This is a genomic window from Pleionea mediterranea (assembly GCF_003148745.1).
Taxonomy (GTDB): domain Bacteria; phylum Pseudomonadota; class Gammaproteobacteria; order Enterobacterales; family Kangiellaceae; genus Pleionea; species Pleionea mediterranea.
The window spans coordinates 152570-167019 of record NZ_QGGU01000006.1; the positions used below are offsets into that span (position 1 = coordinate 152570).

At 45.1% G+C, this 14450-nt stretch carries 11 protein-coding genes; 7 read left to right on the forward strand and 4 right to left on the reverse strand.

Translation table 11 applies throughout. From position 1 onward, the window contains the following. The first annotated feature begins 77 nt into the window (after nucleotides 1-77). From pdsR to C8D97_RS09320, 3 genes are all read left to right on the forward strand, one after another. Nucleotides 78-770: a proteobacterial dedicated sortase system response regulator gene (gene pdsR / locus C8D97_RS09310; protein ID WP_109763507.1), complete on the forward strand. Its 693-nt coding sequence runs from the start codon at nucleotides 78-80 to the stop codon at nucleotides 768-770. Nucleotides 771-884: 114 nt separating this feature from the next. Then, nucleotides 885-3038, forward strand: a complete 2154-nt coding sequence (locus C8D97_RS09315) for an ATP-binding protein (protein WP_109763508.1) — start codon at nucleotides 885-887, stop codon at nucleotides 3036-3038. Between the two features lie 186 nt (nucleotides 3039-3224). Further along, the gene (locus C8D97_RS09320; protein WP_109763509.1) at nucleotides 3225-4418 is read left to right on the forward strand and encodes an amino acid aminotransferase; all 1194 of its coding nucleotides are present in this window, start codon (nucleotides 3225-3227) and stop codon (nucleotides 4416-4418) included. A 183-nt stretch (nucleotides 4419-4601) separates the two neighbouring features. On the opposite strand, the gene C8D97_RS09325 is transcribed toward C8D97_RS09320, so the two are convergent. Genes C8D97_RS09325 through C8D97_RS09335 form a run of 3 tightly spaced genes read right to left on the reverse strand, consistent with a single transcriptional unit; the run spans nucleotide 4602 to nucleotide 7361 of the window. Then, on the reverse strand, nucleotides 4602-5294 hold the full coding sequence (locus C8D97_RS09325; protein WP_109763510.1) for an HAD-IA family hydrolase: 693 nt from the start codon (nucleotides 5292-5294) through the stop codon (nucleotides 4602-4604). A 26-nt stretch (nucleotides 5295-5320) separates the two neighbouring features. Beyond that, entirely contained in the window at nucleotides 5321-6031 is a 711-nt protein-coding gene (gene ubiG, locus C8D97_RS09330; RefSeq protein WP_109763511.1) for a bifunctional 2-polyprenyl-6-hydroxyphenol methylase/3-demethylubiquinol 3-O-methyltransferase UbiG, read from the reverse strand. 1 nt (nucleotide 6032) lies between these two features. After that, a complete protein-coding gene (locus tag C8D97_RS09335; protein WP_109763512.1) occupies nucleotides 6033-7361 on the reverse strand; it encodes a TRZ/ATZ family hydrolase in 1329 nt (442 codons plus the stop codon). 266 nt (nucleotides 7362-7627) lie between these two features. On the opposite strand from C8D97_RS09335, the gene gyrA reads away from it, so the two are divergent. Beyond that, on the forward strand, nucleotides 7628-10288 hold the full coding sequence (gene gyrA / locus C8D97_RS09340) for a DNA gyrase subunit A (RefSeq protein WP_109763513.1): 2661 nt from the start codon (nucleotides 7628-7630) through the stop codon (nucleotides 10286-10288). Nucleotides 10289-10402: 114 nt separating this feature from the next. Here the strand turns inward: gyrA and C8D97_RS18515 are convergent, their stop codons facing one another. Beyond that, nucleotides 10403-10534 (reverse strand): hypothetical protein, encoded by a 132-nt coding sequence (locus tag C8D97_RS18515; protein ID WP_280951673.1) that lies wholly within the window; start codon nucleotides 10532-10534, stop codon nucleotides 10403-10405. Nucleotides 10535-10588: 54 nt separating this feature from the next. Between C8D97_RS18515 and serC the strand changes: the two genes are divergently transcribed. The 3 genes from serC (at nucleotide 10589) to rpsA (ending at nucleotide 14383) form a co-directional block, all read left to right on the forward strand. Beyond that, nucleotides 10589-11680, forward strand: a complete 1092-nt coding sequence (serC, locus tag C8D97_RS09345; RefSeq protein ID WP_109763514.1) for a 3-phosphoserine/phosphohydroxythreonine transaminase — start codon at nucleotides 10589-10591, stop codon at nucleotides 11678-11680. 176 nt (nucleotides 11681-11856) lie between these two features. Then, nucleotides 11857-12561: a (d)CMP kinase gene (gene cmk, locus C8D97_RS09350; protein WP_109763515.1), complete on the forward strand. Its 705-nt coding sequence runs from the start codon at nucleotides 11857-11859 to the stop codon at nucleotides 12559-12561. 139 nt (nucleotides 12562-12700) lie between these two features. Continuing rightward, on the forward strand, nucleotides 12701-14383 hold the full coding sequence (rpsA, locus tag C8D97_RS09355) for a 30S ribosomal protein S1 (RefSeq protein ID WP_109763516.1): 1683 nt from the start codon (nucleotides 12701-12703) through the stop codon (nucleotides 14381-14383). Nucleotides 14384-14450 lie beyond the last annotated feature (67 nt).

The window sequence follows — 14450 nt, forward strand, 5'->3', positions numbered from 1 at the left end:
GTAAGATGAGGCACTGTTGGAACAGTGAATACATGGCATAATGAATCAAACATTGGTCAAAACTGGAGATGTAAAAGGTGCCAAAGCGAATCGCACTGGTTGAAGACGAAGCGGTTATCCGAGAGAACTATACGCAAGCGTTAGAAAAATATGGCTATCAGGTTGACGCTTATGCTTCGGTGGCCGAAGCCGAACGTCAGTTGACCGCACCGTTGCCTGACCTGGCCATACTTGATGTGAGCCTGGGTGATGAGCCAGAAGGTGGCTTTAAATTGTGCCGTTGGTTACGAAGTCAATCCGATAGTCTGCCGATTGTTTTTTTAACCGCGATGGATTCGGATTTTGATATTATTTCCGGTTTACGACTGGGCGCCGATGATTACATCACCAAAGACATCAGTTTGCCGCACTTTATGGCTCGAGTGTCTGCACTGTTTCGTCGCATTTCAGCCATGAACTTAAAAGCAGAACAGTGTGAACAGTTAGAAGTCGGTTCGTTACTGCTGGATCTTGATCGGGTTAAAGTTTTCTGGAAGTCAAACATGGTTGACTTAACTCTTACCGAGTTCTGGATGGTTCATGCGCTGGTTAAAAATCCGGGGCATGTCCGTTCAAGAGAGCAATTAATGGAAACAGCAAATGTGATTGTTGATGACTCTACCATTACATCTCATATAAAACGCATTCGAAAAAAGTTCAGTCAACTCGATCCTGATTTCGACTGCATTGATACGGTTTATGGCATGGGCTATCGCTGGAAGAGTGAATAAAGCGGTTAATTGAACCTGCTGATAACAACGGCAAGATAAACACACTCTAATAATGAGTGTATGCTTTTAAATAACACACAATATAGATAATGGTGAGAGCTGTTTTTGACGGGTATGAAACGCTTCTGGACGCTAAAACAAAAGTTATTGTTATTTTCAATAGCCTTGTTGTCGATCCCATTTATTAGTGTTGGTTTTTTAAAACAGCTGGAAGATATTCTGGTTGATAATTTAACCGATAACTTATCCAGTTTTGCCTCAGCCATTGCTTTTACCGTGTCATCATCAGGGCAACTAAACTCATCTGACTTATACAGTCACCAATCAAAAAAATCGACACAGCCGCTATCAACAGAATCGTTATCAACAGAATCGTTACCAAAAGAATCGTTATCAACAGCACACTCATCAGCCAAGGCATCAGAACAGGACAATAGCAAAACGCCTTATTTTTATGTGTCGTCCACTGATCAAGGGTTAACCATCGATGGCTTTATTGATGACTGGCTGCCATTGGATGGTTTTTCGCGTCAGTTTGAGCAAAAAGGTACCGAGTTTCGTGCAAACGTGGCCAGTGATGAACATTATCTTTTTATAAATATTCAGGTGGATGATCCCGATATTGTCTATCGCGAAGTGGTTGATCACTTTTCTTTAAATGATCAGATTATAGTGTCGCTGCAAAATTCCTCACAGCAAAGTGTTTCGTTAACTTTTTCTCCGGTCGGTGCCGGTAGAATTCAACCCTTTATTAACAGTCGTTCTGGTTTAAATGTCTGGATCTCGGAAGCAGTATGGCAGGAAAGTGCAAACGGTTATCAGTTGGAAGTTAAGTTACCACTGCTGTCTGACTGGCAGGGGATAAGCGTTGATGTGCATAATGTAAACAGTAAAACCAATCAGACGGAGCGACTGTCGAGTACAAACTCCGGTTTTAATCCATTGATCTGGCCGAATAAAGCGTTGGAAAAAACGCTCGAAGGTTTGGCGTTAGGCGATGGTAAACGTGTTTGGTTATTAAATGCCAAAGGACAGGTGCAGGCACGAAAAGGCAGCTTGAGTACAAATGTCGATCTGGTTGGTGTCAACCCAATCATCCATTTCTTATTTGCACCGCCAGTGAGTGATTTTATTGATCCCCGATTACGGGCAATAGAATTAACATTACCCGAAGTCAAGCAAGCATTAAATGGCAAAGTTGGCAGTACGCTAGAATCGGTACCGGGCGCAGAAACAGCCATTGCACTGGTGGCTTATCCGATTATGGATAAAGATTCTGTTGTCGGTGTGGTGGTCGTTGAGCAAACCGTTGCAGCAATACAAATGATACAACGCCGTGCCATGAATATTTACGTCAATACCAGCTTGATGATTTTATTGGTGGTGATCGTTACCTTAATTATTTTAGCCTCAAGATTAACAAGGCGCATTATGCGATTGAGCCAACAGACGACTGAGTCGGTTGATGTGCATGGCCGCGTCGTCAGTACCATAAAAGCGGATCCATCGAATGATGAGCTTGGCGCTTTGAGTCAAAACTTTTCCACCATGAGTCGGCGTTTAAAAGAATACAATGAGTATATGGAAAAACTGTCGGCCCGGTTAACTCATGAATTAAGAACGCCAATAGCGGTAGTGCGCTCTTCCATTGATAACATTCTTATGCAGCTCGAGCATCAGGATATGACGGATAAACAACAAGCGCGAACAACCATAATTAATGCGCAGCAGGGCGTTGATCGACTGAGCCAGATGATTGCCCGTATGCAGGAAGCGTCGCGACTTGAGCAAAGTATCTTGTCAGCAACATCGAGAGAACTGGATTTGGTCACTTTTGTTGAGAATTATCTGAAGGCTTGTGCGTCATTGTATCCGGATAATGAATTATTATTGTCCGTCACAGGACAGCCTAAAAGTATAACTAGCTCAGAAGAATTAATGGCTCAGTTACTGGATAAGTTATTGTCGAATGCGCGCGACTTCTCAATCAGTAAAACGGCAATTACTGTTGAGTTAAACTTTCAAAACCGGCGATTGCAATTAAGTGTGTGTAATCTGGGGGAGCCGCTACCGCAAGGTGATCCTGAACAATTATTTTCATCCATGGTGTCGAACCGGCGCGAAAAACATCGATCAAGTGAACAGAGTCATCTTGGCCTGGGGCTTTATATCGTGCGGTTGATTGCCGAGTACCATAACGGAAATTATTTTGCTCGTAACCTTGAAGGCAATCAGGGTGTGATGATAGGCATTGACGTACCTCTTTGAAAACTCTCTTTGATATGCCGTTTGGATGTCCTCTTTAATTATCATTCCTTTTAATTATCAACTATTCACATGACTCATAACCGTTTGTTGGTAAAACAGACAGCCTGCCACTGGCAACACTTCTGCTCGAAGAGTACAATGTCGGCATTCGTTTGATCCCTTATTTATGATAGTTGGAGCACTTTAATGTTTGAGCGTTTAGAGGCACTTCCTGCCGATTCTTTGTTGGGCTTAATTGCACTGTTTCGAGAAGACAGTAACCCTCAGAAGGTTGATCTTGGCGTGGGTGTATACCGCGATGAAGCTGGCCATACGGCCATCATGAGCGCTATACAAAAAGCCTCTCGTGAGCACATGGAAACCGAAGACAGTAAAACCTATATTGGACCGGTTGGTGTGGTTGGTTTTGTTGAAGGCATTAAAAAGCTGGTATTGGGTGAACAGTCCAGTGCGATTCAGCAAGGTCATCTGGCGGCCATTCAAACCCCTGGCGGTTGTGGTGCATTGCGCGTTGGTTCTGAGCTGATACGTCGTCTGGGCGATGAATTGACCGTCTGGGTCAGTGATCCTACCTGGGCAAATCATGTGCCTTTGATCCAGTCGGCCGGTCTGCCAATTCAGTCTTACCCTTATTTTGATGCTTCCACCGGAATGGTTAACTTTGAAGCCATGGATGAGCAACTGGCTAAGCTGGGTCCAAATGATGTGGTGTTGTTGCATGGTTGCTGTCATAACCCAACCGGAGCTGATTTAAGCTTTGAACATTGGCAACGAATTGCAGAACGTGCCAATAAACAGGGATTTATCCCTTACGTGGACATTGCTTATCAAGGGTTGGGTGATGGCCTGGAAGAAGACGTCAAAGGCGTGCGTTATCTATCAGAAAATATTCAGGAAATGGTTATTGCGACTTCCTGTTCGAAAAACTTTGGTCTGTATCGTGAACGCACAGGTGCGTTAATGATCCAGACTAAATCTGCGACAGAAGCGGCTGCTATTCAAACACAAATTCAGGACGTTGCGCGAGCCAACTACTCTATGTCACCGGCTTATGGTGGTCATCTGGTTGATAAAGTGCTGCACAACGATGAGTTACGCCGTGAGTGGCAAGATGAACTGAATGCCATGGCAACGCGCGTTAAATCATTGCGTGCCGGATTACTGGAAGAGATCAATAAGCGAGATATTGCTAAAGACTTCAGCTTTATCACTCAGCAAAAAGGCATGTTCACTTATTTGGGTATTACCCCTGAGCAAGTCAGTGAGCTGCGCAGGGATTACAGTATTTATATGGCAGACTCAAGCCGAATCAATGTGGCCGGATTAAATACCCAATGTCTGGGTTATGTGGCCGATGCGTTGAAAAAGGTCTGCGGATAACTGAACTCTGGGCAACAGGTTTCTGACTCGTTTAAAAAAGCGGTCTTCTAATGACCGCTTTTTTTGTGCGCGAAAGAAATGCGTTAAGGAGATATATTTAGGAAATGTTCTATGGAAAATTTTTTCTGGTAACGGTTTTAATGAGTCAGTGGAAAGAGCGCTCTTCGTTTAATATTCCGTTTATTAAGCGGTTAATGCTTTTGCCAGATCCTTTGCCGTTTTAAAGTAATGATCCGCTCGCCAGTTTTGAGGATCATCGCTGTCGAGAAAATAACCCCATAAGGCCGCAATGGATGTCATGTTCGCTGCTTTGGCCGCATCTATATCTCGCTTATCATCGCCAATGTACCAACAGTCATAAGGGTCAATATTGATTGCTTTGCTGGCTTCTAATAAAGGCATTGGGTGAGGTTTACGTTCGGCGAAGGTATCACCACTGATCACGGTAGCGGCGCGATCGCTGAGCCCCAGTTGCTCAACTAAAGGCGTGGTTAAAAACTCGGGTTTATTGGTAATGATCCCCCAGGGCAGGGCATTGGATTCACAATATTCAATAACGCTGCTGATGCCATCAAACAATTGCGTGTGTTGGCAAAGATTTTCAGCGTAAATATCGAGCAGTTGTTGTCTTAGCGTGTCGTAGTTTTCATCGCTTGAAGTAAGGCCAAACCCTAAGCGGATTAATCCGGGTGCGCCTTTTGATACATAGGGACGTATGCTGTCGTAATCCAGTTTTTGCAATCCCTGTTGTTGCAATAGCGTATTTAATGCATAGGCCAGATCCGGTGCGGTATCGGCAAAGGTGCCGTCGAGATCAAACAACACGGCTTTCGGTTTTGCTACAGCAGCGGAAGATGAACCTTGATGTTCTGACATAGGACAATCCTGAATATGTTAGAGCGTTATTGCTGTTTTTTATAATGACAAAGGTAATTAACATCAACGTTTCGATCGGACAGCCAGTAATGTTTGGTTAACGGGTTGTAGTGCATTCCGGTCATAGTACTCAAGGTTAATTGACAGTCTCTGGCCCAGCGATCCAGCTCTGAGGGTCGAATAAATTTTGCGTATTCATGAGTACCTTTGGGCAACATTTTTAACACATATTCTGCGCCCACTATTGCCATCATAAAACTTTTCGGATTGCGGTTGATGGTGGAAAAAAATACATCACCGCCCGGTTTTACCAGCTTTTCGCAGGCGGCAATGACGGACGATGGATCGGGCACATGCTCGAGCATTTCCAGACAAGTGACAATATCAAAGTGGCCAGGTTTCTGTTCGGCCAGTTCTTCCGCGGTAATTTTTTGATAGTCAACAGATTGCTCAGATTCCAGTTGATGCAGTTTAGCAACGGATAAGGGCGCTTCGCCCATGTCGATTCCGGTTACGTCGGCGCCCAGTTGGCTCATGGCGTCAGCCAGAATACCGCCACCACACCCCACATCAAGAATGCGTTTGCCTGCCAATCCATCACTGTGATTGGCAATAAACTCAACCCTTAACGGATTAATATCATGCAGTGGCTTGAACTCGCTGGTTTTATCCCACCAACGTTCGGCCAGTTGTTCAAATTTTTTTATTTCGCCAAAATCGACATTTTGAGTATTCATTTTAATCTCTTAGCTCTTTCAGTAAACGATCGTGCCAGTGGCTGGCCATCGCAAAACAGTCATTTTCATTGATGCGGGTTAAGTCGCCGTCTTCAAGTTGTAGTGTGCCACGGGTCCATACATGACTTACCTGATCACGCGTAGCAGAGTAAACCAGTGTTGCAACAGCATCAAATACCGGTGAGGTGGCAATATGATTTAAATTGATGGCGCAGAGATCGGCTTGCTTTCCAACTTCTATGCTGCCGCATTTATTGTCTATCCCAAGCGCTTTAGCGCCGCCCAGAGTTGCAGCATTTAACGCTTGTCGGGCTGAAAAACTGCTGGCATCGCCGGAACCGACTTTTGCCAGCAGCGATGCGCTGCGCATTTCTCCCAGCATATCGAGATCATTATTGCTGGCACTGCCATCGGTACCCATCGCCAAATTTATTGCTGCTGATGTTAATTTACCTACCGGACAAATTCCGCTGGCCAGCTTCATATTCGATTCCGGGCAGTGCATCACATGACTGCCGGTTTGTTGTAACAGAGTTACGTCGTCATCGATCACCTGAGTCATATGCACGGCCTGAAAAGCGGGCGAAAGCAGCCCCAGATTATGCAAACGTGTCAGTGGGCGACAATCAAATTGTTTTATCGACTCGCTGACTTCATGGGCGGTTTCGTGCACATGCATATGAAGCGTTAGGTCAAGCTCCTGAGACAGAGTGCCGAGCCGCTTTAACGTATCATCTGAGACCGTATAAGGCGCATGGGGTGCAAAGCTGAAGGACAGAGCGTCTTCACCTTTAAAGTTGTCAAAAACGGCGAGCCCCTTTTGAATGTACTCGTTAGCGTCCTTGGCCCAGGCGGTAGGAAAGTCGATAACCGTTAACCCGACATTGGCGCGAATACCTGATTCAAGCGCTGCTTTGGCGGCCATATCTGGCATAAAGTACATATCATTAAAGCAGGTGGTACCACTTTTCAACATTTCCGCAATGGCCAGCTGGGTGCCCTGATAAACAAATTTATCGCTCATCATTTTTGATTCGGCGGGCCAGATATGTTGTTGCAGCCAGGTCATTAACGGCAAATCATCGGCGAAGCCTTTGAGTAAATTCATCGCGGCATGGGTATGGGCGTTGATTAGCCCCGGTATTAACAGGTGATCAGGTAACTCGTAATAATGGTTGGCGCTGTATTGCTGCTTTAAATTTTTATGGGTATCGAGTGCAACGATATTGCCATCTGTCAGTGCCACACCATAGTTATCGAATACCTTTTCCTGAGCGTCCACCGGAGCCACCCAACGGGCAAGAATAATGCTGTCGACCTTTTGTGTCACAAAAATATCCTGTGCAATGAATGATGGCCGGAGTATATCACCTGTTGCTTTTATTGAGCGGCTAACAACAGGAATTTTTCGTCGAAGCTTGAATATTTGATCGTTATTTAATCAGTTACAAACTAAAGCGATAAAAACTAGGGGCATTGATGACAAATTGGTATTATTTGTAGGCTGATTTCACTGCATTGTGGTACAATCAGCGGCTTGTGCAAGGATTAGTCGTTTAATAATAACTAACTGAAATAAAAGGTTTTTTTAGATTTATGGGTGAGTTTGCTAAAGAAGTCCTGCCGATTAACATCGAAGACGAACTGAAAAATTCCTATCTTGATTACGCCATGAGCGTCATCGTTGGCCGGGCGCTACCGGATGTACGCGATGGCCTTAAGCCTGTTCATCGACGTGTGCTCTACGCCATGAATGAATTAGGCAATGATTTTAACAAGCCATATAAAAAATCCGCCCGTGTGGTCGGGGATGTGATCGGTAAATATCACCCGCATGGTGATACAGCCGTTTACGACACCATTGTCCGTATGGCACAGCCGTTTTCACTGCGTTATATGCTGGTGGATGGGCAAGGTAACTTTGGTTCGGTTGATGGCGACTCACCCGCTGCAATGCGTTATACCGAAGTTCGAATGGCGAAAATGGCGCATCGATTGCTCGCCGATCTGGACAAAGAAACCGTCGATTTTGAAGAAAACTACGACGGCAGTGAGTCTGAGCCAACCGTTTTACCGACACGAATTCCTAACTTATTGGTTAATGGTTCATCCGGTATTGCGGTAGGCATGGCCACCAATATTGCGCCGCATAATTTAAATGAAGTTATCAGTGGTTGCCTGGCGTTAATTGATAACCCAGACATTGAGCTGGCCGAGTTAATGGAACACATTCCCGGGCCAGATTTTCCAACCGCCGGTATCATTAATGGTCGCGCTGGGATCTTGGAAGCCTACCGAACCGGTCGAGGCCGTATCCATATTCGTTCTCGTCATCATATTGAAACCGATGAAAAATCCAATAAAGACAGCATCATCGTTACGGAATTGCCGTATCAGGTGAATAAAGCCCGTCTTATCGAAAAAATTGCAGAACTGGTTAAAGATAAAAAGCTGGAAGGGATCACTGGCCTGCGCGATGAGTCGGACAAAGACGGTATGCGTATGGTGATTGAGCTGCGTAAAGGTGAAGTACCCGATGTGGTATTGAACAACCTGTATTCTCAAACCCAGATGCAAACCGTATTCGGCATTAATATGGTGGCGCTGGAAAATAATAAGCCACGCATCTTTAATCTTAAAGATATGCTGGATGCGTTCGTTAAGCACCGCCGTGAAGTGGTTACACGACGTACCATTTATGAATTACGCAAAGCCCGTGAAAAAGCCCATGTGCTAGAAGGCCTGGCGATTGCATTGGCAAATATTGATGAAGTGATTGCGCTGATCAAACAATCCGCAAATCCGGCTGATGCGAAAAAAGAATTAATGGCACGAGCCTGGGCACCCGGGCAAGTGGTCGATATGTTGGAGCGTGCCGGTACAGGTTCCTGTCGTCCGGACGGTCTCGATGAAGCCTTCGGTTTGGTGGATGGTTTTTATCATTTATCGCCTGAACAAGCACAAGCTATTCTGGAACTGCGTTTACACAAACTGACCGGTCTTGAGCACGAAAAACTGATCAGCGATTATCAGGAATTACTGGCCGCTATCGCCGAATTATTAGCGATATTAAACAGCAATGAGCGATTGCTTGAAGTGATCCGTGAAGAGTTGCAAGCCATACTTGATGAATTTGGTGATGAGCGCCGTACGGAAATTACCAACAGCAGTGCCGACTTGTTGATGGAAGATTTAATCACAGAAGAAGATGTGGTGGTTACGCTGTCTCATCATGGTTATGTGAAATACCAACCATTGGCGGACTATGAAGCGCAGCGTCGAGGCGGTCGAGGTAAGTCGGCTACCAAAATGAAAGATGAAGACTTTATCGAAAAACTAACGGTTTGTAGTACGCACGATGTGATTTTGTGTTTCTCAAGCAAAGGTAAAGTTTACTGGTTAAGAACCTTTGAGTTACCACAGGCCGGTCGGGGATCCCGTGGTAAACCTATCGTAAATGTCTTACCGCTGGATCCGGATGAGCGTATTTCCAGCATATTGCCGGTAGAAGATTACGATGAAAATAAATTTGTCTTTATGGCCATGTCATCCGGTACCGTAAAGAAAACATCTTTAGAGCAATTCTCCCGTCCCCGTAAAGGCGGCATTATTGCGGTGTCCATTGATGATGACGACGCATTAATAGGGACTGTGATCACGGAAGGCGAAGATCAACTGATGTTGTTCAGTGATGCCGGAAAAGTGATCCGCTTTAGCGAGCAGGATGTGCGTGCGATGGGTCGAACCGCACGTGGTGTCCGAGGCATGCGTTTGCAGGAAGGTCAAAAGGTTGTGTCACTGGTTAAAGCTTCCGATGAAGGTGAAGTGTTAACGGCCACAGAAAACGGTTACGGTAAACGAACCGCTATGGAAGATCATCCGGTTCGTGGTCGTGGTGGCCAAGGGGTTATCTCTATTGTTGCCAGTGATCGAAATGGTAAGGTGATCAGTGCGGTACATTGTCAGGACGGCAATGAAATTATGTTAATTACCAGTAACGCTACCCTGGTTCGTACCCGTGTCGACGAAATGCGAGTTATGGGTCGAAACACTCAAGGTGTTCGCTTAATTCGTCTGGATGAAAGTGATGCTCTTGTTGGTCTTGAGCGGATAGAAGAGCTGGAAACCGATGAGCTAGACGAGGATATTGAGACCTCAGAGAATTCGGCCGAAGGCAATGCTGATGCTAACACGACTCAGGATAACGCTGAGCAACAAGGCGGCAGTGAGTCTGAAGCAGACGGAGAAACTGACTAGTCAGTCATTTTGTCAAACTAATAAAAAAAGAGCCGACATCGGCTCTTTTTTTATGAAAACAATTAAGTATTCCGGTGCTCTCATTATTTAATCTTCGGCAGGTAAACGGCTCTGTTATGGTATAGACCAATCATTAATAGAGGTTTTTGCAAAAGTGGTTTTAGAAATAAAAGTACCGGTAAATGATGTTACGGCTTTAGGCGTTATGCCAATAAATGATTGAATTGCAGGTGCATCGCTTTGCATAATAAGAACTCTCATTAAAATAAATTATTTTCTGAATCTTTGCAGGATTAAAGAATGAAAAAACATTGGCCTCCTTATAATTTTAGCGCCGGCCCGGCCATGTTGCCAAAACAGGTGATGGAGCAAGCCCAAAGTGAGTTTACCGACTGGCGTGGCAAGGGACTTTCTGTCCTTGATTTTAGTCATCGTGGTACTGATTTTACTGAGATCGCTGAAAAAGCAGAGGCAGACTTACGGCAATTATTGAATATCCCCAAAAATTATCGTGTGTTATTCGCGGCCGGTGGCGCCAGCTTTCAATTTGCCATGGTGCCCATGAACTGTTTACGAAACCGGGCGGTGTATGTGGATACCGGTATCTGGGGTAGTAAAGCCATTAAAGAAGCCAAACAATTTGGTCAGGTGGATGTGGTGAATGCTTTGTCTGAGCGAGATGGATTACAGGCTATCTTGCCGGAGTCCGAATGGGGTATAGAGCAGGGGTTTGATTACCTTCATTTTACACCGAATGAAACCATTGGTGGAGTGGAGTTTAGCGATGCGCCAGTTGTGGGTCGTGGGCAATTAATTGCTGATATGTCGTCTAATATATTGTCGCGCAAAATTAATGTTGAAGACTATGCGGTGATTTATGCCGGCGCGCAAAAAAATATAGGGCCTGCAGGCTTAACCATTTTGATAGTCCGCGACGATATTATCCAGCAACCCGCTGCTCAATCCGCTCCCAGTTTAATGCGATACTCAACCTTGGCAGAAAGTGGCAGTATGTACAATACACCACCGACTTATTCATGGTATCTGGCCGGTCTGGTGTTTGACTGGTTGATTAAACAGGGAGGCGTCGATGTTATGGAGCAACGCGCCAATGAACGTTCTCAAAAACTCTATCAGTTTATCGATAAGCGTTCTTTTTACGCCAATCCGATTCATCCGAGTGCCCGATCAAGGATGAATATCCCGTTTACTCTAGCGGATGAATCCTTGAACGCCCGCTTTTTAGAGCAAGCAGAAATGGCCGGATTACATTATCTAAAAGGGCATCGCAGCGTCGGCGGTATGCGGGCTAGTTTATACAACGCCATGCCTGTGGCTGGTGTGGATGCATTAATTGAATTTATGGTCGAGTTTGAACGAACGCACGGTTAGGCAGCAGCGAGCCACGAGAAACGTTTTGTCTTTATCTTTCACTTAAAACTTAAAACTTCGCTACTCTTTTATCCTTTCTCGCCACTCGCCACTCGCCACTCGAAACTCAAACCGCCCCCTAGCTTTTTTCTCTCATTTGTCTAAAATAGCGCCACTTTAAAACAAGTGGCGACATTATGTCTGATTCTTCTACCAACAATTCACCGGTTATTACCATCGATGGCCCTTCTGGATCAGGCAAAGGCACCATAGCCTTTCGACTAGCGCAAAAGCTGGAGTGGCCGATTCTCGACAGTGGTGCCATTTATCGCGTTTTGGGTTTGGCGGCCCATCAGGCAGGAATAGCTTCAACAAATATCAATGAGCTGGTAAAACTTGCCCGTGATCTGCCACTGACGTTTGTGACTGAGCAATCGTCCGATGAAGTGGTGGCCTATCTTGATGGCGAGCCTGTTGGTGATGCCATACGTACCGACGAAGCCGGGCAACGTGCCAGTGAAGTTGCCGTGATACCTGAAGTAAGAAGTGCATTACTGGCAAGACAACGAGATTTTCAACAGCCGCCCGGACTGATAGCCGATGGTCGCGATATGGGCACCGTGGTTTTCCCTGATGCAGACGCCAAAATATTCCTTACCGCCAGCGCTGAAACCCGCGCCGAAAGGCGCTTTAATCAGTTGAAACAAAAGGGGATTAGTGCTAGTCTATGCGCGCTTTTAGAAAGCATAAAAGAGCGCGATGAGCGTGACCGTACCCGAACCGTGGCACCATTGGTCCCTGCGGCGGGTGCTTTTGTCGTTGATAGCTCAACATTATCTATCGACGAAGTGTTTTCTCAAGTGTATGAATATTCGATGAAAAAGCTGGAACAAAGTTCCTGATTTTGTCGAAACTGAATAAAGTTTTGGTACTCACTGCAGGGAAGAGGGTGAGTTTTTAAATAGACCCGGTTTTTCAGGATTAGAATAACTGGACGAACACAGCCATAAATTATTGGCTAAACAATCTAGGAATCTGGTAATGAGCGAGAATTTCGCAGAACTGTTTGAACAAAGTCTTCAAGAAGTAGAGATGCGCCCAGGCGCAATAATCACCGGCACCGTAGTCGCTATTGATAGCGAAGTGGTTACTGTCAACGCTGGCCTTAAATCAGAAGGTGTGATCCCACGTGATCAATTCACTAATTCTGCTGGCGAGTTGGAAGTAGAAGTTGGTGATTCAGTAGAAGTTGCTCTGGATGCTGTTGAAGACGGCTTTGGTGAAACCCGATTATCACGTGAACGTGCCAAGCGTTTCGAAACGTGGAAAGAGCTTGAGAAAGCCCACGAAGCGGGAGACAAAGTTAATGGTGTTATCACCGGTAAAGTTAAAGGTGGTTTCACAGTCGAAATTAATAAAATTCGTGCATTCTTGCCCGGTTCTCTGGTTGATGTTCGTCCATTACGTGACACAACTCATCTGGAAAACAAAGAGCTTGAGTTTAAAGTTATCAAGCTTGATCAAAAGCGTAACAACGTGGTTGTTTCTCGTCGTAGTGTTATCGAAGACGAAAACAGTGCAGAGCGCGATGAATTATTAGCCAAGTTGAACGAAGGCGCCGAAGTGAAAGGTATCGTTAAGAACCTGACCGATTACGGTGCATTTGTTGACCTGGGTGGCGTTGATGGACTTCTGCATATCACTGATATGTCCTGGAAGCGTGTTAAGCACCCATCTGAAATTGTTCAGGTTGGTGACGAAATCAACGTTAAAGTACTTAAGTTTGACAAAGACAAGCAGCGTGTATCCTTAGGTCTTAAGCAGTTAGGCGAAGATCCATGGGTCGATATTGCACGTCGTTACCCTGAAGGTGCGCGCATCTTCGGTCGTGTCACTAACCTGACGGATTACGGTTGCTTCGTTGAAATCGAAGAAGGCGTAGAAGGTCTGGTTCACGTGTCTGAAATGGATTGGACCAACAAGAACATCCACCCAAGCAAAGTGGTTAGCTTAGGTGATGAAGTTGAAGTGCTGGTTCTGGACATTGATGAAGAGCGTCGTCGTATTTCATTAGGTATTAAGCAATGTAAAGTTAATCCTTGGAATGAATTTGCTTCTAAAAATGACAAGAACGATCGCGTTTCAGGCAAAATCAAATCCATCACCGATTTCGGTATCTTTATCGGTCTTGACGGTGGTATTGATGGTCTGGTTCATCTATCTGACATTTCATGGAGTTTACCTGGCGAAGAAGCCGTGCGTGACTTCAAGAAAGGCGACGAAGTTGAAGCGGTTGTTCTGGCTGTTGATGCAGAGCGTGAGCGTATTTCATTGGGTATCAAGCAAGTTGATGAAGATCCTTTCTCAGGTTACCTGTCAACTAACTCAAAAGGCGCAATTGTTAACGGTAAGGTGACTGAAGTTGACGCGAAAGGCGCGAAAATTGAGTTAGGCGATAACATTGAAGGTTACTTACGAGCTTCTGAAATCAGCGCTGAGCGTGTTGAAGATGCTTCCAAGCACCTGAATGTTGGTGATGATGTTGAAGCCAAGTTTATTGGTGTTGACCGCAAAAACCGTGTGATTAACTTGTCTATCAAGGCAAAAGATCACGCTGAAGAGCAAAAAGCCATTAAAGAGTTCAGCAAAGAACAGACTGAAGACAGTGGTCCGGCAACCTTAGGTGATCTATTGAAAGAGAAAATGGATCAGCAAGACGCCTAATTAACACCTCTAAATGAGATTAAATGCACTTAATCCTTTGATTAAGTGCATTTTTTTTTGATCTCTT

What these genes read in the sequence shown, in the direction of transcription:
- rpsA (WP_109763516.1), top strand. Translation starts at nt 12,701, where the DNA reads ATGAGCGAGAATTTCGCAGAACTGTTTGAACAAAGTCTTCAAGAAGTA.
- C8D97_RS18515 (WP_280951673.1), bottom strand. Translation starts at nt 10,534, where the DNA reads ATGCAAAGCGATGCACCTGCAATTCAATCATTTATTGGCATAACGCCT.
- C8D97_RS09325 (WP_109763510.1), bottom strand. Translation starts at nt 5,294, where the DNA reads ATGTCAGAACATCAAGGTTCATCTTCCGCTGCTGTAGCAAAACCGAAA.
- ubiG (WP_109763511.1), bottom strand. Translation starts at nt 6,031, where the DNA reads ATGAATACTCAAAATGTCGATTTTGGCGAAATAAAAAAATTTGAACAA.
- serC (WP_109763514.1), top strand. Translation starts at nt 10,589, where the DNA reads ATGAAAAAACATTGGCCTCCTTATAATTTTAGCGCCGGCCCGGCCATG.
- cmk (WP_109763515.1), top strand. Translation starts at nt 11,857, where the DNA reads ATGTCTGATTCTTCTACCAACAATTCACCGGTTATTACCATCGATGGC.
- C8D97_RS09320 (WP_109763509.1), top strand. Translation starts at nt 3,225, where the DNA reads ATGTTTGAGCGTTTAGAGGCACTTCCTGCCGATTCTTTGTTGGGCTTA.
- C8D97_RS09315 (WP_109763508.1), top strand. Translation starts at nt 885, where the DNA reads ATGAAACGCTTCTGGACGCTAAAACAAAAGTTATTGTTATTTTCAATA.
- gyrA (WP_109763513.1), top strand. Translation starts at nt 7,628, where the DNA reads ATGGGTGAGTTTGCTAAAGAAGTCCTGCCGATTAACATCGAAGACGAA.